Raw genomic sequence first — 19826 nt, 5'->3', positions numbered from 1 at the left:
TATCTCTCCTGTCTGCGGATCATCGGCGAGCTACGCCCTTGATCCATTCGTAATCGTCTGTGGTGGAGGTGATTTGGTTTGGGTAGTGAATCCACATGACGAACGCTGTGCCTGCGGCGATGGCCGCAACGGCGGTTGATTCAATGCGCCACGACACTGTTGCGCCGTCGATGGTCGCAGGCCAGGTTTGTCCTGTGGCCCAAACGATTTCGGCGGTCGTCCCTGGTAGGAGCGCGCCGCCGGGGTTGGTGCGCGAGGCGATGAAATCGCCTCGCGTGAGTTCGATGTCGTCGCGGATCGTTCGCCATCCGATGCCCATGGCCGTGCCTCCAAATCAGTTAGCTCAGTGCGTAGTAGGGGATGAACCCGGCATCGAAAGTGAGCGAGGAGTACGAGATCGACGTGAGCGGCGTCGATGACGCGGGCGCGTAGGCGTAGAGCGCATACGGCCGCACGCCGGGCGGCGGCGTCATCGGCCACACCGACCGCGCGAGGATCGACTTGCAGGTCTGCACCAGCCCTGTCACTTGCAGCAGGCCGACCGCCCAGACCTCACTTTTGAGTGCGGCGTACGTACTGGGCAGGGTGAGGGTGTACTCGCGGTTGGTCGCGGTGATCGTGTCTTTGATGTCACCGGTGGCGGCCTTGAGGATGAGATCGCCGGTGGTCTCGCTCATCAGGTAGACCATGGCGTACATAGCGTTGATGCCAAGGGCCGTAACCGAATTGCCGGTGCCGAAAGTGATTCGACTGTATGCGCGGTCCTTGCTGCACTCGATAAACCCGAGTTCCGTGAAATTGGAGCCGTGCCCGGCCGGTTGGTAGTCGGGCGGGTCGTCGAACGTGATCGAGTGCGAATGCGAGCCACCCCCGCTCGACCCTGCCGAACCGGTGCTTGTCGCGGTGGGCGTCAGCAAGATTCGGGGAAACGTCGGGTCGGCGTTGCGGACGTACGCGTTCCACAGGCCAGCGCCGGACGGGATCACGTTGCGATCGGTGGCCGCGATGTCTTGCTGTGCTCGGGTGGCCGAGCCCGAGCCGCCGACGATAGGTGCCTTGGATTTGTCGTAGATGCTCGCCTCGGTGAGGTTTCGCCACTCCTCGAACGACCCGGGCCTCGTCGGGTTGTGTGCGCCATTGGGATTCGCGCCGTCCGGCTGAGTCATCTAGATCTCCTCCTCGAGCTCGGCCGGGATACTGACCGGGTTCGGCGGCGGCGGGTCGCCGGTCCGGCGGGAGATGAACACGACGAGATCCTCGATATGGCGCAGTAGCCCGCGGATCACTCGCACAGCGGCCTTGAACCGGCGGTGTTCCTCGGCCATCTGCGCCTCGAGCGCGTCGACGCGCTCGCGCAGCTGGCGCACCTGTTTGGCCTGCCACGCCGAGAACGCCCCGACAACGGTCGCGACGGCGACGCCGAACGCCTGGACGAACTCGGCGTTCAACCAAGTCATAGGCCACCGCCGACGGGCTCGGCGGCCAGCCACGGCGCCCAGATGGCAAGCGCGGCATTGACCGCGGGCACGCCCATAAGCCGCGTGATCGCCGCCGAGATCGCCAGCGCGGTACCGATCCCGGCGGCGGTGGCCGGTAGACCGGACGCCGAGACAATGATCGGCAAGGCGCTCGCGAGACCGACGACGAGCTGAAACACCGTACGGACAAGGGCTCGCCACGGGTAGCGCACCTGCGAGGGCTGCTCGGTGGCCTGGTCGCGGCTCATCACTTCGCCTCGCGGATAGCGGCGGCGATCTTGACCGGTAGCTCGTCGAGGGCCGCCTCGATCCGTGCCAGCGCGGCGGGCACGTCGACGCTCGCCTCGTGCACGCGCCCGTCGGTGTTGAGCGCTATTCCGGCGAGGGTGTCGACTGGTTCGTCGGTGTCGCGGTAGTGCGACCTTGACGGGTAGCGCTGTGTCAGTTCGCGGTGCACGTCGGCGAGCTGCTGTGCCTGGTCGGGCGTCATGTCGGTGTCTCCTCCGGTGAGTAGTGCTCTGAGTTGGTCGGGAGTGCCTCGGTAGGCGTCCACGTCGATGGCGCGACCGGCGACCGCGCCGCGCTCGGAAAACTGGAAGATCTCGACCGGTAGGCCGCCGTAGCCCTGCCACCCGATGTCGTCGGGCCCGGGGTAGATCAGTGAGGCGATACCGGCGCGGTTGGGGCCGTAGTGCGAACTCATGAGCGGCGGTAGCGCGCTCAGGTCGGCGCGGCCGATTTGGTCCCAGTACCAGCGCGGCAGGTAGGTCAGCGCGCACCGGACGCCGCGGCGTTGGATGGCGTCGCGCACCGCTCGCAGTACCTCGACGCCGCCGGAGTTGGCCTCGTGGTCGAGCATCGCGGGAATCGTGGTGTCGCCGAGGTGGTCGACGAACAGCGCGGCCTGTGCCTCGATATCGCAGTCGGCGCGCACGTAGTGATAGCCGACGAGCACCTTGCCCGCGGCGAGGGTGGTGTCGCGAAATCCGGGCCAGGCGTGATCGCAGAAGTAGTCGCCCTCGCTGACCTTGGCGAGTACGAACTCGAAACCCTCACCGAATACGGCCGAGAGATCGAGTCCGCCTTGATGGTTCGAGATATCGACGCCGAACGTCGTCGTCGGTTCTGGCATGTCCTCACCTCCACCGGCCGGGGTTTCCGGTTCGCGGGCGCCGGTCAGCCACGCGAGCGGGTCGAGTCGATCCGGGCCAGGCGGCGCCCACACCGAGCGATGCACCTCGAAATGCAGGTGCGAGGCGACCCCACCGTTCGTGTTGCCGTCTGGGTTGATGTGGGCGACGCGTTGGCCCGCGACGATGAGGTCGCCGACGAGCACCTCGGGCACGACGTGCCCGTATACGGTGGTGCCGCCGCCCGCCTCGGTCGGGTGGTCGATGACTACCCACATGCCGAAACCCGTTGCCGGTCCGCACATCACGACTGTTCCGGTCTGTGCGGCGTAGACGGGCAGGCCGCCGCTACCACCGGCGCGGCCGAAATCGACGCCCCAGTGCATCTCGCCCCACCGAGGCCCGAACGTGCTCGTCACCTCGCGGCCGTCGCCGAGTGGCCAGAATCTTTCGGGCATTACCGCACCTCCGGAAAGCGTTTGAGGATCCCTTTGCGTTTGCTCTGTTCGGCCTCGATGCCGATCACGCGGGCGATCTCGTCCGGGCTCGCGGTGCGCAGATGCGCGAGGGTCTCGACGACGCTGTGCTCGGTCGGATCGAACCGGGTTATGTGCGTGACGTAGGCGTGCGGTCGTTGCGGTGGCGGCGCGGCGGCCTGCTCGCGTTCGGCGAACTGGCGTTGCAGCTCGGTTTGCATGGCGCCGGAGAGCTTTTCGATATCGACCTCGGTCGTCCAATCCGCCGGCGGTGGCTCGTCTTTCCATTCACCGGCGGCGAATAGCGGATTCAGCTCGCCCGCCTTGGGCGGCCAATACCAGGTGACCGCCTGCTCGGTCCGGCGTGCGCCGCCATCCCAGAGCCGTTGCGACCACTGCCGAAGACCGGCGATCGGGACCGCCATACTCGCCCCACGCATCCCCGGCAGGCCGACGAGATACGGAACGAATGCCTCGCTCGGGCAATGTGGATTGCAGTTGTCGACCGTGGGGAACGCACCGGTCGGTAGCCGCGGTTCGTGGTCGAGCGTGCACTCGCGATGACAGTGCACGCACGGACAGCGCCGGGTGCCACAGATCTTGCACGGACGCGGCAATGGTGCCCGTTCGGCCATCACAGCACCGGCCGTATCGCGTGCAGCGGTGCGGCCATGACGCGCCCGCGATAGCGCACCGGCACCTGTGTTGCCTCGTCGATCTCGTCGTCCTCGACCTCGTCGAACTGGGCGACCGCGCCGACGAGCACACGGGCCGCCGCACCTCGCGGCAGGACAGCGGAGCGCAGGGGCGAGAACGGCCGACAGCGCGGGCCGGGCGTCTCGGGTACCTGAAAGTAGACGAGCTGCTGTTTCGACATGACGAATTCGCCTCCGATGAGGTTGGCGTGGTGGGTGTTTGGTGCTCGGCTAACCGAATACGCCGAGGTCGTGCAGTGCCGACAACGCACCGTTGAGGCGCTCGAGTGCGCGTTGTGCGGGGTCCTTGTCGCGGGCGTTGTCACCTATGACGGGAATCCAGGACATGGGCTCGGTGTCGCTGTAGCGCAACCGAACCGACTTGATCCGGTCGACATGGATACGGCCGGTGCGGTCGCCGAGGATCCCGAAACCCACACGATCGCCGACCCAGCAATGCCCGCGGCCTTGGTCGCCGATCACCCAGGGCGATCCGTCGTTGACGTTTACCTCGGCAGCGAACCGCCCGCGAGTCGCCTGGAACCCCGCACGCAGCACTAGAAGCGACTGGAGCGTAAAGGCACGATCGGCCCCATCCTGGAAGTACTCGAAATAGCGACTCCAGCCCGAATGCTGTGCTCTCGCATTGGATTTGACGTTCATCCAGCTGAGCACGGTGTCGGTGTAGAGCACGGATAGCAGCCGGTCCACCGTGCCCCCAACGGCAGGGACGAATAGGGCAGCGGACAGAAGATCAAAAGAGAGCTGAATCGAAGCTGAGATCGCCTCGTTCACGCCGTAAGCGCTGTGCCCGCCGACGACGACTTGCACGCCCTTGGACGGCCAGCGCGTGAGCTTGGACGATTGGATGCCGGTCTCTTCGCCCTCGAGCCACACCACATAGGGGCGTCGACGGTCGGTCAGTAGCAGGCCGGGGACGCGGTAGGCGGGCACGTCCACATCGACGGCGGTGTCGAGGGTGGTGTCGATGAAGTCGGACGCGAACTTGGCGATCGTGCGAATCAGGCCGTCCCACAACGTTCCCCCGTTGGAGGTGCCGATGTAGAACCCGGACTTGTCGACGATGTCGATCACCAGCGCGCCGGGCCGAAGGGTCTGGCCGGGGATCGGCGGCGGGTCGCCGAGGTGAGGCAGGTAGCGCCGCCACACGACCGACAGCTCGGCGTCCTCCAAAATGGGTGCCGCCACGTCGTGCCAGTTCTTGAACCTGCTTGCCAGCAGGCACCACAAGATCCCGTCGTTGAGGTCGTCGACGAACGAGTGCGGCTTGACGACCACGCTCCAGTTCGCCACCGAGGCGGGCACCCACGAGGCGGGATTGAGCGGGTCGTCTGGCAGTGACCACCAGTTCTGTTGCTCCCGCATGATTTGCAGGTGCAAGGCCGTGAGCAAGCACCAGCGCGCGCCACCCGCCAGCAAAAAGACCCTGGGGAATTGCAGGATGCTCGGCAGGGCCGCGTTGGCCCAGATCGTATACCATTTCAGCGTCTCGTAGTCCGAAAGCCATTGCACAACAAGGACTTTCGATCCGTCCTCACGTTTGTCCGGTGCGCAGGATTCGAGCCGTCCGGACCATCGCGCACCGTTGGCGCACTCGACGACGATGTGAACGTTGCGCTTCTCGCCTCGTGAGAGGCGGCCCCATTCATCCCAAATCCATTGCGCGACATAGTGATCCCAAGGCAGCTCGACGACACCGGCGCCGGTGTCGTTGTCGACCCACTCGAAATCACCCAAATACTCGCTGTCGATCCAACCGTGCAGGTTCCAATCGCCGTCGTAGACGGTGGTCGAGGGCGGTTCGAGACGCTGGGCCTGGCGCTGGCGCTCGCGCTTTTCGGTCTCCTGCCAGATCGCCTCGCACTCGGCGAGGGTGTCCGCTGCCATCACGGCCATGTCAGAACCTCTCGAGTCCCCACGGGCGCGACCAGTAGCGCGGCTGCTTGGCGAGAACCCCGAATACAGGGGAGGTCACACTGAGCGCCGCGACCGGTACCGGGGTGGGCCGGGTGTAGGGCGGCACCACGTAAAGCAGCCTGTTGCCGCCCATCTCGGCTGTGATGTTGGTGCCGGTGAAATCCTCGAGCGGGATCCTCATGCGGTCGGTACGGGCGACCGCGCCGTGACCGTTGGTCGCGTCGATCGGCGGCAAGGTCAGCAGGCGACCGGAATCGTCACGGCCCGTGCGGAAGTCGATGCCGGGGACACGCTCACCCTTCGCGCCTGTCCAGCTGAAATCGGGCAGTCGCACGACGCCGTCGCCGGTGATTACCCAACTGTGCGCCATCGGCCGATCAGTCGGATTCGACAGCCACACCGTTCCGCTGCCCGACGCTGCGCCCTCGAGCTGCCACCCGACCGGGTGCTCGGCGTCGCCGGTCCAGTCGGCCTCGCGCCACATCGGTTGTGGCGCAACCAATGTGACCGGCAACAGGCTGTGCCCGTAGTCCCACGGATCGACATCCATTGCCATGATCGGGCTCTCGAGTAGCAGCACGTCGAGCCAGCGGGTACCGCTGCGCGGCGTGGTAATCGACAATCGCGCCGGTCCGGCGCCTGGATCCCACCCGTCGACCTCGTAGTCGAACGCCATGCGCAAGCGACTGTCGACCTCGGCCCACTCCTCGGGAGTGTCACCGAGCGCGCCGAGCCCGAGCATCAGCTCGCGGTGCGGGCGGTCGATCTTGGCCGGTTTGCCGCCGACCTCGAACGCGCCGCGCTTCATGGTCACTTTGACCGGGGCGTCATACAGGCCAGTCGGCGAGGTGCCGAGTACCACGCCTTGCTTCCCGGCGTCCGGCCCCGACAGCTGGAAATAGGAACCGTCGCAACCGAATAGCTCGACAGTGGCGTATATACCCACTAGAACCGGCTCCCTGCCGCCATGGCCTGGCGCTGCTGCTCGCGCCGCCAACGACTGATCGCCTCGTCTACGTCCTTGACGATGATGTTGACGTTGTTCACGGTCTTCTCGATGCCCTCGGCCGCGCCGCCGAACGGGGTCGCGGACAGCTGGCCTCGGGCGAACGCGTCGCCCGCCTTGCCGAAGTTCTTCCCGGCGTTGCCGAGCGCGGTGTCGATCGCGCCTTGCTGGTCGAACTGATCCGCGGCACCGCCGCCGGGCTCGAACCCCGGAGTCGCCGGGCTCGCGCTACTCGGCGTCGAACTGCTCGGCGACGCCATGCCGATGCTGTCCGGCCAGTTCGACACCCAAACGCGCACGGTATTGCCGCCGGGATCCGAGGCGCTGCCACCGGTCCCGGCCGCCGACGAGCCGCCCGCGCCGGTCCCTGAGCCGAGGCCGGCGGAAGTGCCGCCGCCGGTGCCGGGCGTGCCCGCGCCGCCGCCTGGATTGAGCAGGCCGCCGGGATCACCGGACAGCGGTAGATGCCACTTCAACGGGAAGTCGGCCGCGCCCTTCGCGTCCGGCCCGACCTCGACACCCTCGGAGCTGCTCTCGGCGTTGAGGTCACCGATGGTGCCCGCCATATGGCTATTCGGGCCGCCCCCGCCGCGCATGACACCGATCGAATAGTCGCTAGGACCACCCAGACCGGGCAAGAAGCCGAGCCCGCTGAAATCGGTCTCGGTGGTGAAATGCCGCACCCCGAGCGGCTTTCCGGTCAGAATCGCGTAAATGTCCGACTGCAAGCCCGAACAATCCCAGCTCGGATCACCAACTCCCCCATACTGATACGGCGCACCCGCCTTACCGCGCGCCCAGTTCTGCGCCTCGACCAGGCCGCCCCCGGCGAATCCTGGTAACAGCGCGTGCAGCAGTTCGGGGGAGGGCACCCACCCGGCGCGGATCGCTTCCAGCAAGGGGAGCGTCGCCGGGGTGACCTTGTCGGCAGGTTCGATGAACTCGCCGTTCGAGATCCTGGCGAGGATGGAATCGCTTGTGCCCGTGCCGGGTCCGCGCGCAACACCGCCCCCGGCGAGTTCGGGGATATCGGGTAGGCCGAGGGTGAATCCGTCGTAGCCGACGGGGCCGACCTTGAAACCCGGAATCTTGAATTCGAGGCCGTTCCACGCGCGGATAATGAAGTTCACGGCCGCGCGGAACGCTTCCTTGATCCCGTCCCACATGCCCGACGCCGCCGAGCGGAGCTTGCCCGGCAGTCCGGTCACGAACGCGACGAGGTCGCCGAACCGGTCGACCACCCAGTCTTTCGCCTGTCCGGCCTTCTCGCCGACGAGCGAGAGCGCCGCGCCGAACAGCTCGAGCGCTGGCTTGATGAAATTCGACCAGGCACCGGACACGGCCGCGGCGATCGCGGCGAATCCTGGTTGTATGACGTTCTGCCACAACCAATTTGCGATCTCACCGGCTTTCTGGAGGTTGCCGACCCACCAGGAAAAGAACGGCTTGAGAACGTTGTCCCACACGAACAGGGCTGCGGCCTTGATTCCCTCCCAAGCGGCCGTGACGACTGTGCGGAAGGTCTCGGAGTTGTTCCACGCCCAGATCAGCCCGGCGACCAGCGCGGCTACTGCCACGGTGACACCGATGATCACCAGACCGATCGGGCTCAGCGCGGCATTGAGCAACCATTGCGCTGCCGCCCATGCCATCGTGGCTCCGCGAATAACGCCGGTAGCGATGGTGTACGCGCCCAGGGCGATCGAGTTGCCTGCCAGTGCAGCGGTACCCGCGCCAGTCGCGGCGGCCATGATGCCTTGCGCCACTGCGTATCCGGTGGCGGCGATCTTGGCGGCGAGCAGTGCCGCGCCGAGGGTGCCCAGCGCCCCGGCGAGCACGAGAGCGGCGGTCTTGTTGTTCTCGATCCATTCCGCGCCCTTGGTGAGCCCCTCGACCAGGCTCCCGTGAATACTTCGCTTGAGTACCTCGAGCTTGGACGCGGTGTTGTCGGCGAGCGTGGCGCCCATTCGATCGGCGGCACCCTCGAATCCAGCCATGGCACCCGAGCCACCCGAGAGGGCTTGGAGGAACGCCGGAATCTGGTCGACCGAAAGGTCTTCCACCGGTGTGCCGAATAGGGCAATCGCGGTGTTCGCGCGGGTCGCGGGGTCCTCGATGCCGAGCAGCCCGCGCGCGGTCGCCTGTAGGGCGTCTTGGGCGGCGGGGCCGCCGGTCGCGATGGCGTTCGACATGTCCGTCGCTGAGAGTCCGATCGCGGTGTACGCGTCGACCGAGGTCTTGGACATGTCCGAGCCGCGAATCGTGAACTCCTTCAACGCATCCCCGGTTTTGTCGAGCACGAACTTGCCTTGCTGGGCGGCGTTGACGAGCAGCTCGAACGACTGCTGACCGGTGAATCCCAAGGCGCGGAAGTTGATTCCGTACTCGTTGAGGATCTCGGGTAGCTCGTCGCGCATCGCGACCGGAACACGCTGGAACGCGGCGGTCATCAGATCGAACGCTTGCGTGCTGTCCTTGGCCAGTCCGTTGGTGACCAGCTGCGAGGCGGTCTGTACCGACTCGGGAACCTCGGTCCCGAAGACCTCGGCGAAATTCAGGGCGCGCCCGGTCACGGTCTCGAGTGATGCCTCGCCCTCGGATCCCAGCGTCGCGAAACCTGAGCTGACCGCGCCGATTGCCTCGCTCACCGCGCCGAACGACTCGCCGAATCCCTTCGCGTACAGCTGTCCCGTGGTCTTGCCGTACTCGGCGGCCAACTTCGGCGAGGCACCCCGCGACGCGGCGAGAACGTCGGTGGTCTTCTCGCGTCCGATCGCCTCGTTCGCCAGGTCCATGGCCGAGCCGATACCGGCGGCGGCCACGCCCATGGCGAGCATTTGTTTCGTGGCCGGGCCGAGTCGGCTCGTCAGCCCGCCGACGCGGTCGCCGAATCGCTGCTCTGACTCGGCGGCCTCGTCGGTCGCGTTGGCCATCCGTGCGCGGGCTTGAGCGAGTTCATCGGCGGCGCGGGCGCGGCGAGTGGCGGCGGTGTCGGCGGCACGCTGGGCTCGGGCGAGGGCTTCCTCGGCGGCGGCGATCTGTGAGGCGGTCGCGTTGCCGCGTCGGCGTACCTCCTCGAGTTTCAGCTCGGCGACTCTGAGTTTGCCGTTCGCGTCGGCTTCCTTGTCGCGTGCTGCCGCGAGCGCGGCCGAGGCGCGTTGGACCTCGGCCGTCGCGTCGGCCAGTCCTCGCGCGATGCCCGCGCCCGCGGCTCGGCCCGCGCTGCGCCCGGCCGCGCCGAGTGAGTTCGTGATCTCGCCCTCGAGCGCGCCGGTGGTGCCGCGCATGGACGGGATGACTTGCAGCGTGGTGTACGCAAGCGCTGTATCGCTCACTCGGTCACCCCCTCACCGGATCCGTTGGCGCGGCGACGCTTTGCGAAGCGCCGGTGCACGGCGCGCTCGGCGCGCAGCCGTTGGGCCGTGAGCTGTTGCTGTGTACGGGTTTTCGGTCGCGCGTCGTGCGCACGGCCGGTCAGTGCCCGGTAGACATCGGCGAGTAGGTAGTCGGTCACGCTCCAGCGCGGGCCGCCACTGCCCTTGACCACGAGCGCCGAGTCGTTGGGCAGGATTTGGATGCGCACCCAGATCTCGCGCAACGTGAGCAGGCGCCGCCCGCGGGCGTCGAACCGCCACCGGTCGGTGTAGCGCAGCTGGTGAAACCTGCTCAAATCGGCCTCGACGGCGTCGGCCTGCTCGGCTAGCAGCCGTAGCAGGCTGGTCAGTTTCCCGTGCTACCGAATCCGACCGCGTCGGAGATCGCGTCGAACAAGTCGCGGGCCTGCGGGCCTTTCATGCGCGGCATAGCTCGTTGCAGCACGGTCGTTTGCCGCGGCCCGAGCAGCCCGAAAATCGCCTGTGGAATGTTGTTCGCCGACAACGGGGTAAGGACGGTCCAGAAATCCCACTCGTCCGGATCGGCGACGATCTCGAACTCGAGCCCCTCCCACTCGACGACGACGGTCTCGACGCCCTCGGCCTCGCGCTGCGCGGCGGGCCGCTTGTGGTCCTGGGGCTCACGAACCCCTGCGGGCTTGGTCGGGGTCGCGCGCTTGGTGGCGGTCTTACGAGGTGCGGTCATGGCGTGGTTTCCTCTCGTGGATGTAGTTGCAGCCCTACGGTTTTCAGCAGGTGCTCACCGGCTGCGACGACCAGGCCGACGCGGGCTGTGCGGCAGGTGATTCCGGCGGCTTTCAGCTCGGCGTCAAAGCGGGCAAGCTGGGCGGCGGTCGTGTCTGCCGGTGCCGGGTCTGCCTCGGCGGTCTCGTGGTCGGCGAGCTGTAGGGCGGCGGCGAGCTTGCTGCGCAGCCGTTGCGGGTAGTTGCCGTGTTCGTCGGCGTGGCCGAGCCGGGCGGCGGCGTCGCGGATCTGGGCCTCGGTGGGCAGGGACATGGCGCGGTTCCCTTGCTGGCGTGGTCGAGGGAAGGGCGGCGGGCGCGGCGAACCACGCCAGAACTCCGAGCCCGCCGCGTCTGTTACGGCGCCGCAGCGACCTGCACGCCACCGCTCGGGGTGAGCCCCGTTGCGATGCCGACGAGCAACTCGTTCTCCTGTCCGGCGAGCGCGCCTTGCAGCGTCACCGAGTAGGGACCGCCGGCGGTGCCGGTCACCGCCACGTTGCCGCTGCCGATGCTCGACAGCGCGGCGAGCGCGCTCTGAACAGCGGTCGCGGCGGCGTTGTATGCGATGTCGGCGGTGGGGATGCCGAGGTAGCTGAGCTTGAACACACCACCGCTCGGGCTGCCGGTGATCGTGATGAGCTGGTGCTCGAGGATCGGGGTGTACTGGCGCGTGTAGAGCAGGCCGTCACCACGCGCGAAAATGTCGGCCGTGACCTCGTGACTGGTGGGGTCGCTCTCGTTGCGGTCGAGGTCGGGAATCCAGCACTGAGCGGGGCGGGCGGTGTACAACCTTTCCGGGAGCCCCAAATCGTTGGTGAACTCGAACGCCAACATGAACACCCCCGGGCGCGGCACAACGATGTTCGTCGCGGTCGAGCCAGGGTGCGCGATCCGGCGTGTGGTTGTGTTCGACTCGAGGCAGGTGAATTCTCTGCTCTCTTTGAAATTCTTGAATCCCTTGCGGTACAAGCCGATTCCCCAGCCGAAATGTTCGGTGACGTCCCATTCGCGCGCGTTTTTGATGCCGTCGTCACCGCTCAAAATGCCTGCGTTGTCCCAGGTTTCATCGAAATCGGCGGTGATCGTGGCGGGCCGGTTAGGGGTGAGGGTCTTACCGACGAACACCGCCGCGTCGGCGAAGATTTGGACTTTGTCCGGGTTCCTGGTCAAAGACATGGCAATGCGTCCCCTTTCGTGAGGATGAGCGGTTACTCGGGGTGCGTGGTTCCCCCACCCGAAAGGGGCAGGTGGTCAATGGGTTCGCGGTCATCCCGCGAGCGTCCGCGCTTGCGCGGTCACCGTGAACGAGCACATTTGCCCGCTGTTGTGCGCGTCGAGCGCCTCGAGCAGGCCCGTCGGCGCGGTGATCGTGGCGACGCCGTCGATTCGGTAGGTCAACAGCACGCCGAGGCAGACACCGGCGATGCCGCGGGCTCGGTCGCGCCCGGCGGCCCACACCGTGACGCGCACGGTCGGCGCGGTCGACACGGGCCAACGATTGCCGCCGCCGTCGTCGAACACCCCGATATGCGGTGGTGAGGCCGTCGACCAGTTCGCGGGCACGGTGAGCGCGACGGTTGGGTGCGGTGCGGCGACGAGGCCGGGCACGGTAGCGGCGAGCTTGTTCTTGATCAGCTTCGCCGGATCCGCCGGGAGCCGGTACGGCTTCACGGCTTGGCCTTGATCTCGAGGCCAAGCGCCGCCGCGGCTCGGGTGAGTGCGCCGTCGCGGGCTTGGCGGTGCGCGGGTACGCGAACGCTCGCGGCCTGTCGGTCGGTGGTGTACTCGGTGACCTCGGCGTCCTCGCCGACCTCGGCGGCGATGGCGCGGGTAAGCGCGTTGACCTCGGCGCCGTATTGGTTCTTGAGCAGCTTCGCGACGTTGTTGCGGTACAGCGTGACTCGGGGACGGGCCACCGTTCAGCCCTCCCCACTGCTGCACAACACGACGGTGCCGGTTCTCCCGGTGTAGGGCGATACCCACTGTTCGACCTGTACGGCCATGCGTCGGCCGCGCACGGTCACCTCGTCGGCGTTGGCGATGTCGGCGGCCGGGTAGAAGTAGGCCGAGTATTCGACGCGGTCACCGTTGCGGCCTCGGTCTTTGTAGTCCTCGGTCGCGCCGGGTGCGATTGCCAGCGCGGCGAGCGGAGTATCAACCCATGGGATCGGGTTGCCGTCGCCGTCGGTGCCGCCGCCACGGTGGCGGGTGAGGATCTCGGTCACGGCTTGCCCGGCACCTTGAACCGGTCGAGCACCCGATATTGCGCCGCGCTGAACTCGACACCGCTCGTCGTGCCGCCGAAGGTGAACGGCCCCATCGTTTCCGGTTGATCCACCGCGATACCGACCGGCGCGGCGACGGCGGCCGAGGCGGCGTCGAGGATCACCGAAACGAGATTCTCGGGCACGCTGGCATAACCGTGGTTCACAACCGCGGCAATGCCTCGATACCGGCGCGTCCACCGTGGCGGCCCCCAGGTGCGCGGGTACGCGCGGCTCCATCCGAAATCGTCGAGCGACAGCGGTAGCAACCCATGTTCGCGACAGCGGCGCAACGAGCCGTCGCGCGACCACTCGTAGTCATCGGCGGGCACGGCGATCTCGTTCTCACTCACCGAGGCAACCGAGTTCAGCAGCAGCGTTGGGAGCTGCTGCACGTCCGCGCCGCTACCGTCGACGACGAGGGTCTCGTCGATCGCGGGCGCGATGTGCCATCCGCAGTAGTCGCGGATATCGCGCACGATGCCAGACAGACGCAACGCCTCGAGCCCGGTCCCGGCGACGAGCGCCTGAAACGTCGCGAGGTCGAGCAGCGGCACAGGGGCACTCACTTACTCGGCCTTACGCCTGGTCGAGGCCGTGCGGGCGGTCTTGTTCGCCGGCGTACGCGCCTTGTTGGCCGGGGCCGCCGCCTTGTCCTCAACGCCCTGCAGAAAGATCCCGCGCTCTGCGGCGTCGGCGTCGCTGAGTTGCAGAGTGGTTCGTACGCCGTTGATTTCGACCTCGTAGAGCCGCAGTTCGGGCACGTCGTCACCTCCTTGATTGCCTGCCACGCTCGGCCGAGGCGAGGGTGCCCCGACCGAGCGTGAACTGATGAGCGCCATCAGGCGAGGGAGACCTTGACGAACGCGGTCGGGCGAGTGACGGCGAACGCGAGCCGCTCCTCGGCGAGGATCGCGACCAGGTTGCGCACGAAAAAATCCTCGTGCGAGTCGGTCATCGTGACCGTGGTCTGTTCGCGATCCCACAGCACCGCCTTGGCGAAGTCGCCGAGGGTGCCAACGCCCGCGGGCTGGGTCTCGGACTCGACCACCGGTACACCCCACATCTTGCGGGGGCCGATCATCTGCGGGCCGCCGTAGCGGTAGGCGCCGTTGAGATCCTTCGCGAGGTCGATCTTTTCGGCGTCGACCGGATTGACCACCACGGCGTTCGGGTTGACGCGCCCGATGGTGCGGGCCTTGGTGATGGCCTTGCGCACCGACTCGAAAATATCGGTCGAGAACGCTTGGGTCTGCACGCCCGACCAGTTGTTGATACCGGTGAGGTTCTCGCCGGTGCCGTTGCCGTTGAGGATCTGGCCCTCTTCGGCCTCGGCCACATCGGCGCGCAACTCGTCGTTGATCAGACCCTCGAGCGCGGCCACGTCGGCGAGGGCTCGCTTGGTCGCGGGCACCCACTCGGCGATGGTTTTGACGTTGGCGACGCGGCGCACGAACGCCCAAGCGCCCTCGGGCTTGTAGCCGCCGTTCGGGTCGCGCACGAGCGGACCGGCAGCGCCGGGTGCGGTCGGAGCGGCGCTCGAGATCGCCTCGGCGACGGTTGCGGCGTTGTTGGTGTGGCTCGTCTGCTCGACGTATTCGACGGCGTCGGATCCGGTGCGGCGCACCGAGACCAGGTCGCGGATGGTGAGCGGCTTGCGGCCGAGCATTTCCACGATGCCCGACTGTTCGTTGACCACGAACGCGCCCGCGCTGGTGTCGGTGCCGCCGACGAACAAGCCCTTGATGTCGATCGGGTCGGACTGGATTCGCGTCTTGTCCGGAATCCGGCCGTCCTTGAACGGTGCCAGTACCGACTTGAACGCCTGCGAGTCGATCACCTGGAGCCCGAGCGCCTTGACGCGTTCGCGTACGGGCTGATTGCCCTGCGCATCCAGGTCGCCGAGCGCGGGCTCGCCGATCTCGGCGGCCAGGTTCTTGGCCTCGTCGAGCAACTCGAGGTCGGCCTTGGCGACCTTGATCTGTGCGAGCAGATCGCGAGCCTTGGTCATTTCGGCGTTGTAGTCGGCGAGGATCTGCTCGGCCCAGGCGCTCGGGTCGCCGTCGGCCTTCTCGGCGATCGTGCGCGCCGCCTCGGTCGCCGACAAGGCGGCCTTTTGGAGGTCGGCGAGCTTGGTCTTGGTCATCATTTCGGTAAACCCCTTCTCGGAGAGTTGATTACGCGATCAGCTCGATTTCGAGCGCGAGCGCGTCTCGCACTGCCGAGGTCACGACGGACGGATTTACCGGTGCTACCGCTGGCCCCTGCGCATCGGGACGGACGGATTTACCGGGCTTACCGCTGGCCTTCTCCTCGTCTGTGTTTGCGTCGAGAACTTCGAGCACCCGCGACAGCGCTTCGTGCGCGCCGCGGATCTCGGTCTCGTTCTTGGCCGAGAGCACCCGGCCCGCCTTGATGTCGCCGGTGAACCGGTCTGCCAGTGCGGCAACCGATTTCACGGCGAGGATCTCGGTCTCTTGGTTGGCGCCGATCGTCACGACCGATACCTCGTAGAGCTTGAGTTCGTGCAGCGCGTAGAACTCCTCGGACTCGGGCTCGCCGCCCTCGACCGGGTCGCCGTCCTTGGCGCGCTGCTCGTATCCGCCGGTGATCACGTCGTAGGCGAAACTCATCTGATTGACCCTGCGGCCCTTGATCATTCGGTAGACCTGCGCGGCCTTGGGGTTCTGGAGATCGAGCCGTGCTCGCACCTTGAGCCCGGTCTCGTCCTCGCTGGCCTCGACCACTTCGCCGATGTTGAAATCGGGGTCACTCATGTTGTGGCCGAACAGCAGCGGAATCGGGTCACCCTTGGCCGACCAGGCCGCGAGTGTCTTGGTGAACGCGCCCGGCATGACCACGTCGCCGTAAGAGTCCTTGTTGCCGAAAACGCTGGCGTAGGCGCTGAATTCGCCCTCTGCGAGGCCGTCGTCGGGTCCGGCCTTGATAGCCGCGACGGCGTTCTTGGTGAGCATCTACTCGCCCTCCTCGGGTGCGTCGGGGTCGGTGGCGGGCTCGTCGTCGGGTTCGGGTGCTGGTTCGGCGGGTACCGGTTCTTGGTCGCCGTTCTGGGTGACGTTGAGCGGGCGCACCAATTCGTCGCCGCCCTCGATCGGCGGCCGGTTGTCCAGCGCGCGAGCCTCGTTGACGGTCATCCACGGGCTACCGACGGCGGTTTGCATCTGCGTGGCGCGTTCCTCGAACGAGCCGGTCAGCTTCTCGCGCAAGTTGAATTCGACGTAGAGCCGGTCGGTACCGGCGAGGTCGGGCACGAGCTGTAGCTCGAGTTCCTCGGCGAACATCACCAGCCAGGGGCCGAGGGTGTCCTGATAGAGCATCTTGTGTTGCTCGGTGATGTTGGAAAACGTTGCATGGTCGAGGATTCCGACCATGGGCGGCGGGATGAAATACGCCGCCGCGACTTCCTCACGCGAGAGTTTGCGGACCTCGAGGTACTGGAGTTCTTTCGCGTTCTGGGCTGCGGCCTGGAAGCTGATTCCGTCCTCGAGGATCGGGGTTCCGCCGGCCTGCGGTCCGTTGCCCGCGTACTGGCTGTGCCATTCCTTGCGGAACTTCTCCCGCGCCGGGTCCGACCACTTCGGGGCCTCGATCGGGCGTTGTAGGTAGCCCGAGATCCGTGCGCCGTTGCGTAGCACCTGCTCGCGCATCTTGGTCGCGGCGAATTCCTCGGCGAGGGTCTGCCGCAAGCTCTCGATCGGGCTCGTACCGAAATCGTTGGTGCCGCTGTAGCCCCGGAAATACACGATCTCGTCCGCTGGAATGATCCGCTTGCCCTTGGACGCCGACACCTCGAACGAGTCCGGTGTCAGCCAGTTCTCGCCCTTCGGTGTGACCAGCGGCGGCGGTAGCCGTATGAGCCCGTTCCCGTTGGCGGTTTGCGATTTCCACCAATAGGCCCGGTCGAAAATCGCGAAGTCGTGCACAAGTGCGTTCATGAGCCGGTAGCGCGTCATCCATGGCGCCGGGCGCTCGATCAGATTCGAGACCGGGTGCTCGGTCACTCGTTCGCGCTCGGTGTCGCTCGTCCGACGGAACACATGGATGCCGAGCTGGGCGATATTGCGCGCCAGGAACGACACACAGGTGCGCACGGCGGGCTGAGTCCGCCACAACTCGTAGTAGTCGATCGAGAGGCCGTCGGCGATGGTGACGCGCGGCATGGCAGGCATGTCCGGGCGCGACAGCGACCGGATAGCGCCCTCGGAGACGACGAAAGCCACCGCTCACCCCCTCGGCGTCAACGCTTGGATGTAGTCGACGTTCGCCTTGTCGACGATCAGCTCGCCGTCGGCCGGGGCCGCCTGGTCGCCGTCGTGCACGGTCGCGTCCCTGATCACGTACAGCGGCCCGCGCGTCTGGGTGATCACGCCCGAAATCGCTGTGCCCGACAGCAGATTCACCACCACGCGCCGATGCGCGACGTACCGATATCCCATGGCCGCCTCTCCCTCACACGACCATCAGGCCGTCATCCTCATAGGCGCTGCTCTGCCCTGGTCCGGTGTCGATGGCCCGGCCGAGAGCCATGATCAGCGCCGCGACGGCGTCGATCTTGTCCGCGGCTAATGCTTTGTGGGGCTTGACGTTTCCCGCCGGATCCATGGCCACGGCGAAGTTGTCGGCCATCCAGCGCACTGCCGGGTTGCCGCCGTGCCGCATGACCGGGGCGTCCTCGGTGCCGAGCAGCACGAGCCGCTGTAGTTCCTTGGTCGGGCTCGACATGGACGCATACCCCTGCCCCATGGTCACCATGGGTGCGCCGTCGCTCATGAGGTCGTTGACAAGCTGGCTGGAATTCCAACGGTCGTAAGCGATTTCGCGGATATCGAACAGCTCGGCGTCGGCTTTGATCGTGGCGCGGATGTAGTCGTAGTCCGCGACGTTGCCCGGCGTCGCGGTCAGGATGCCTCGGCGCACCCAGACCGAGGCCGCGCCCGCGGTGCGCTTGTCCAGCGCGGCGACGTTGTCCTCGGGTGTCCACAGCCGCCAGAGCAGGTCATAGCCGCCACGCTCGGCGTCCGGGAATACCCAGCACAGCGCCGTAAGGTCGCTCGTCGCGCCGAGGTCCAGGCCGCCGAAACACTCGCGGCCGTGCAACCGCGCCTCGCCGACGATGCTCGCGTTGCGGTCCCATGCCGTGATGTCGAGGTAGCGCTCGGACTGCTTGGTTCGGATCCCCAGGTGCAACCGCAGATAGCTCGCGTGGTCGGCCGGGGACTGCTGCGCCTTGATCGCGGCCTGTCGCAGGAACGCCCGCGTCGGCGAGATCCCGAAACCGGGGTTCGCGGCGCGCTGGGCGGCCTCGCTGAACGGGTCGAATCCCTCGGCCTGCTCGTCGGCGGCCCAGATCACGCCGTAGGTCGCCGGATCCTTGAGTACCCGTCGGGCGAGCTGCTCGACGAGTGTGCGCTTGCGGTCGTACGGGGTCTCTTTGCGCGACGCGTCCGCCGTCGTGATGAACACGATCAGCGGTTGCGAGCGTGAGCCGGTGCCGGTCTCGATGGCCTCGACGAGGTCATTGGTCTTGTGCAAGTGCAGCTCGTCGACGATGCCGCCGTGCAAGTCCGCGCCGTGCTGGGCGTCACCGGCATTGGCGACCGGTTGGAAGTACGACGCGGTGCGCCCGTGCACGATCTTGGCCTTGTACGCGCGAACGTGCTGCTTGAGCGCGGGCGACTTCTCGGCGAGCTGCTTGATAGGAGCGAACACGAACTGTGCCTGTTCCAGCCGTGTCGCCGCGGCGATCACCTGCGCGCCCTCTTCGCCGTCGGCGGTGGTGAGGTAGATCCCGATGCCCCCGGCGAGGGTGCTCTTGCCGTTCTTGCGCGGTAGCTCGACATAGAGCGTGCGAATGATCCGCACGTAGATGCCGAGATCCTCATCCAGGTGCACCCACCCGAACACCGGCGCCAGGATGTAGGCGACCTGCCAGGGATCGGGAACCAGCGCCTTGCCCGCGAGCCTGCCCTTGGTGTGGCGCAGGTTGCGAAACACCGTGAGCACCTTGTCGACCCGCTCGGGATCGAACCGCGCGCCTGGCTCGTCCCTGGGTTCGGGTGTCTTCCAGCGCGGCGGGCAATCCGGCAACGGGATGCCACGCGAGATCAGGTACCAGGCGACCTCGGGCGAGAGCTTGAGCCGGTCGAGTTCCTCGGCGTCGGGTAGCTCGATGCCGTGTGGGCTGCTAGGCGAACGGGTTGTCGTCGTCATCCTCGGCCGCCTCGCGCCCGAGGCGTGACTCGGCCGAGGGTGTCAGCCCGAACTCGTGGCACCACGAGCGCAGCTGTTGCGCGGCGCGCTCGGCGACCGCGACGGCGGGGTTCTTCGTGATCCAGGTCGACTCGGTGCCGTCCTTGCGGGTCGAGGTGTTCTCGACCGTGAGCCCGTTGCGTCGCACGTCGCGGATTGCCTCGACGTAGGTCGCCCAGGTCTCGCAATAGGAGGTGAGCGCGGCGCGGTCTTCCTCTTTGAGCAGGTCCAGGCGCGACAGGCCGGGCACCACGCGCCGCCATTCGGCGACGGCCTCGCGGCTGAGCCAGGTCGGCGGTTTGGGCGGGATCCGGCGAAAGGCCGGCGGGGGCGTGACGACTCGCCCTCCGCTGTCTCGGCCCTCGGCGCGGCCGGTCAGCAGCCGCAGAGCGGCCGGTCGCGGTGTCGGTGCGGCCATGTGCACCCCCTTGGGCGTCGAGCTGAGCGTG

Annotated in this window: 25 protein-coding genes; all 25 read right to left on the bottom strand. The window is 67.0% G+C overall.

What is annotated here, in order from left to right; genetic code table 11:
- Positions 1-19: 19 nt before the first annotated feature.
- Positions 20-319: an LtfC-like domain-containing protein gene (locus tag ACQPW1_RS00510; protein WP_433660807.1), complete on the bottom strand. Its 300-nt coding sequence runs from the start codon at positions 317-319 to the stop codon at positions 20-22.
- A 19-nt stretch (positions 320-338) separates the two neighbouring features.
- A complete protein-coding gene (locus ACQPW1_RS00505; RefSeq protein WP_433660806.1) occupies positions 339-1166 on the bottom strand; it encodes a hypothetical protein in 828 nt (275 codons plus the stop codon).
- Entirely contained in the window at positions 1167-1457 is a 291-nt protein-coding gene (locus tag ACQPW1_RS00500; protein ID WP_433660805.1) for a hypothetical protein, read from the bottom strand. It abuts the gene before it with no gap.
- Entirely contained in the window at positions 1454-1726 is a 273-nt protein-coding gene (locus tag ACQPW1_RS00495; RefSeq protein WP_433660804.1) for a hypothetical protein, read from the bottom strand. The genes ACQPW1_RS00500 and ACQPW1_RS00495 overlap by 4 nt, the downstream gene beginning before the upstream one ends.
- Positions 1726-3066: a peptidoglycan DD-metalloendopeptidase family protein gene (locus tag ACQPW1_RS00490; protein WP_433660803.1), complete on the bottom strand. Its 1341-nt coding sequence runs from the start codon at positions 3064-3066 to the stop codon at positions 1726-1728. The genes ACQPW1_RS00495 and ACQPW1_RS00490 overlap by 1 nt, the downstream gene beginning before the upstream one ends.
- The gene (locus tag ACQPW1_RS00485; protein ID WP_433660802.1) at positions 3066-3719 is read right to left on the bottom strand and encodes a phage gene 29 protein family protein; all 654 of its coding nucleotides are present in this window, start codon (positions 3717-3719) and stop codon (positions 3066-3068) included. The genes ACQPW1_RS00490 and ACQPW1_RS00485 overlap by 1 nt, the downstream gene beginning before the upstream one ends.
- Positions 3719-3961 carry a hypothetical protein gene (locus ACQPW1_RS00480; protein ID WP_433660801.1) on the bottom strand — a complete coding sequence of 81 codons (243 nt, stop codon included), beginning with the start codon at positions 3959-3961 and terminating at the stop codon, positions 3719-3721. Before ACQPW1_RS00480 ends, ACQPW1_RS00485 begins: the two co-directional genes overlap by 1 nt.
- 49 nt (positions 3962-4010) lie before the next feature.
- Positions 4011-5696, bottom strand: a complete 1686-nt coding sequence (locus ACQPW1_RS00475) for a phage tail protein (RefSeq protein WP_433660800.1) — start codon at positions 5694-5696, stop codon at positions 4011-4013.
- Between the two features lies 1 nt (position 5697).
- The gene (locus tag ACQPW1_RS00470) at positions 5698-6663 is read right to left on the bottom strand and encodes a hypothetical protein (protein WP_433660799.1); all 966 of its coding nucleotides are present in this window, start codon (positions 6661-6663) and stop codon (positions 5698-5700) included.
- Positions 6663-10058, bottom strand: coding sequence for a phage tail tape measure protein (locus ACQPW1_RS00465; protein WP_433660798.1), 3396 nt, complete (start codon positions 10056-10058; stop codon positions 6663-6665). Before ACQPW1_RS00465 ends, ACQPW1_RS00470 begins: the two co-directional genes overlap by 1 nt.
- Positions 10055-10393, bottom strand: coding sequence for a hypothetical protein (locus ACQPW1_RS00460; RefSeq protein WP_433660797.1), 339 nt, complete (start codon positions 10391-10393; stop codon positions 10055-10057). Before ACQPW1_RS00460 ends, ACQPW1_RS00465 begins: the two co-directional genes overlap by 4 nt.
- Before the next feature lie 50 nt (positions 10394-10443).
- The gene (locus ACQPW1_RS00455; RefSeq protein WP_433660796.1) at positions 10444-10803 is read right to left on the bottom strand and encodes a hypothetical protein; all 360 of its coding nucleotides are present in this window, start codon (positions 10801-10803) and stop codon (positions 10444-10446) included.
- Complete coding sequence (locus tag ACQPW1_RS00450) at positions 10800-11114, bottom strand: hypothetical protein (RefSeq protein WP_433660795.1); 315 nt, start codon at positions 11112-11114, stop codon at positions 10800-10802. The genes ACQPW1_RS00455 and ACQPW1_RS00450 overlap by 4 nt, the downstream gene beginning before the upstream one ends.
- An 83-nt stretch (positions 11115-11197) precedes the next feature.
- Positions 11198-12019 carry a hypothetical protein gene (locus tag ACQPW1_RS00445; protein ID WP_433660794.1) on the bottom strand — a complete coding sequence of 274 codons (822 nt, stop codon included), beginning with the start codon at positions 12017-12019 and terminating at the stop codon, positions 11198-11200.
- Between the two features lie 90 nt (positions 12020-12109).
- On the bottom strand, positions 12110-12514 hold the full coding sequence (locus ACQPW1_RS00440) for a hypothetical protein (RefSeq protein WP_433660793.1): 405 nt from the start codon (positions 12512-12514) through the stop codon (positions 12110-12112).
- The gene (locus ACQPW1_RS00435; protein ID WP_433660792.1) at positions 12511-12759 is read right to left on the bottom strand and encodes a hypothetical protein; all 249 of its coding nucleotides are present in this window, start codon (positions 12757-12759) and stop codon (positions 12511-12513) included. Before ACQPW1_RS00435 ends, ACQPW1_RS00440 begins: the two co-directional genes overlap by 4 nt.
- Before the next feature lie 3 nt (positions 12760-12762).
- Complete coding sequence (locus ACQPW1_RS00430; protein ID WP_433660791.1) at positions 12763-13068, bottom strand: hypothetical protein; 306 nt, start codon at positions 13066-13068, stop codon at positions 12763-12765.
- Positions 13065-13676 (bottom strand): hypothetical protein, encoded by a 612-nt coding sequence (locus ACQPW1_RS00425; RefSeq protein ID WP_433660790.1) that lies wholly within the window; start codon positions 13674-13676, stop codon positions 13065-13067. The genes ACQPW1_RS00430 and ACQPW1_RS00425 overlap by 4 nt, the downstream gene beginning before the upstream one ends.
- On the bottom strand, positions 13677-13871 hold the full coding sequence (locus ACQPW1_RS00420; protein WP_433660789.1) for a hypothetical protein: 195 nt from the start codon (positions 13869-13871) through the stop codon (positions 13677-13679).
- Positions 13872-13948: 77 nt separating this feature from the next.
- The gene (locus tag ACQPW1_RS00415; RefSeq protein ID WP_433660788.1) at positions 13949-15253 is read right to left on the bottom strand and encodes a phage major capsid protein; all 1305 of its coding nucleotides are present in this window, start codon (positions 15251-15253) and stop codon (positions 13949-13951) included.
- 31 nt (positions 15254-15284) lie between these two features.
- A complete protein-coding gene (locus ACQPW1_RS00410) occupies positions 15285-16082 on the bottom strand; it encodes an HK97 family phage prohead protease (protein ID WP_433660787.1) in 798 nt (265 codons plus the stop codon).
- Entirely contained in the window at positions 16083-17348 is a 1266-nt protein-coding gene (locus ACQPW1_RS00405) for a phage portal protein (RefSeq protein ID WP_433660786.1), read from the bottom strand. It lies immediately after the preceding gene.
- Positions 17349-17351: 3 nt separating this feature from the next.
- Positions 17352-17564: a hypothetical protein gene (locus ACQPW1_RS00400; RefSeq protein WP_433660785.1), complete on the bottom strand. Its 213-nt coding sequence runs from the start codon at positions 17562-17564 to the stop codon at positions 17352-17354.
- Between the two features lie 13 nt (positions 17565-17577).
- Entirely contained in the window at positions 17578-19338 is a 1761-nt protein-coding gene (locus tag ACQPW1_RS00395) for a terminase large subunit (RefSeq protein ID WP_433660784.1), read from the bottom strand.
- The gene (locus ACQPW1_RS00390; protein ID WP_433660783.1) at positions 19313-19795 is read right to left on the bottom strand and encodes a phage terminase small subunit P27 family; all 483 of its coding nucleotides are present in this window, start codon (positions 19793-19795) and stop codon (positions 19313-19315) included. Before ACQPW1_RS00390 ends, ACQPW1_RS00395 begins: the two co-directional genes overlap by 26 nt.
- Between the last annotated feature and the right edge of the window lie 31 nt (positions 19796-19826).

This window comes from Nocardia sp. CA-128927, from assembly GCF_050955855.1.
GTDB lineage: Bacteria > Actinomycetota > Actinomycetes > Mycobacteriales > Mycobacteriaceae > Nocardia.
Note: the sequence above shows the minus strand (reverse complement) of the source record. Positions and strands in the feature narration are given on the sequence as shown.

Coding starts and splice junctions, on each gene's coding strand:
- ACQPW1_RS00485 (WP_433660802.1), bottom strand. CDS start 3,719: ATGGCCGAACGGGCACCATTGCCGCGTCCGTGCAAGATCTGTGGCACC.
- ACQPW1_RS00490 (WP_433660803.1), bottom strand. CDS start 3,066: ATGCCCGAAAGATTCTGGCCACTCGGCGACGGCCGCGAGGTGACGAGC.
- ACQPW1_RS00450 (WP_433660795.1), bottom strand. CDS start 11,114: ATGTCCCTGCCCACCGAGGCCCAGATCCGCGACGCCGCCGCCCGGCTC.
- ACQPW1_RS00480 (WP_433660801.1), bottom strand. CDS start 3,961: ATGTCGAAACAGCAGCTCGTCTACTTTCAGGTACCCGAGACGCCCGGC.
- ACQPW1_RS00475 (WP_433660800.1), bottom strand. CDS start 5,696: ATGGCCGTGATGGCAGCGGACACCCTCGCCGAGTGCGAGGCGATCTGG.
- ACQPW1_RS00390 (WP_433660783.1), bottom strand. CDS start 19,795: ATGGCCGCACCGACACCGCGACCGGCCGCTCTGCGGCTGCTGACCGGC.
- ACQPW1_RS00510 (WP_433660807.1), bottom strand. CDS start 319: ATGGGCATCGGATGGCGAACGATCCGCGACGACATCGAACTCACGCGA.
- ACQPW1_RS00415 (WP_433660788.1), bottom strand. CDS start 15,253: ATGACCAAGACCAAGCTCGCCGACCTCCAAAAGGCCGCCTTGTCGGCG.
- ACQPW1_RS00410 (WP_433660787.1), bottom strand. CDS start 16,082: ATGCTCACCAAGAACGCCGTCGCGGCTATCAAGGCCGGACCCGACGAC.
- ACQPW1_RS00445 (WP_433660794.1), bottom strand. CDS start 12,019: ATGTCTTTGACCAGGAACCCGGACAAAGTCCAAATCTTCGCCGACGCG.
- ACQPW1_RS00505 (WP_433660806.1), bottom strand. CDS start 1,166: ATGACTCAGCCGGACGGCGCGAATCCCAATGGCGCACACAACCCGACG.
- ACQPW1_RS00495 (WP_433660804.1), bottom strand. CDS start 1,726: ATGAGCCGCGACCAGGCCACCGAGCAGCCCTCGCAGGTGCGCTACCCG.
- ACQPW1_RS00400 (WP_433660785.1), bottom strand. CDS start 17,564: ATGGGATATCGGTACGTCGCGCATCGGCGCGTGGTGGTGAATCTGCTG.
- ACQPW1_RS00395 (WP_433660784.1), bottom strand. CDS start 19,338: ATGACGACGACAACCCGTTCGCCTAGCAGCCCACACGGCATCGAGCTA.
- ACQPW1_RS00455 (WP_433660796.1), bottom strand. CDS start 10,803: ATGACCGCACCTCGTAAGACCGCCACCAAGCGCGCGACCCCGACCAAG.
- ACQPW1_RS00500 (WP_433660805.1), bottom strand. CDS start 1,457: ATGACTTGGTTGAACGCCGAGTTCGTCCAGGCGTTCGGCGTCGCCGTC.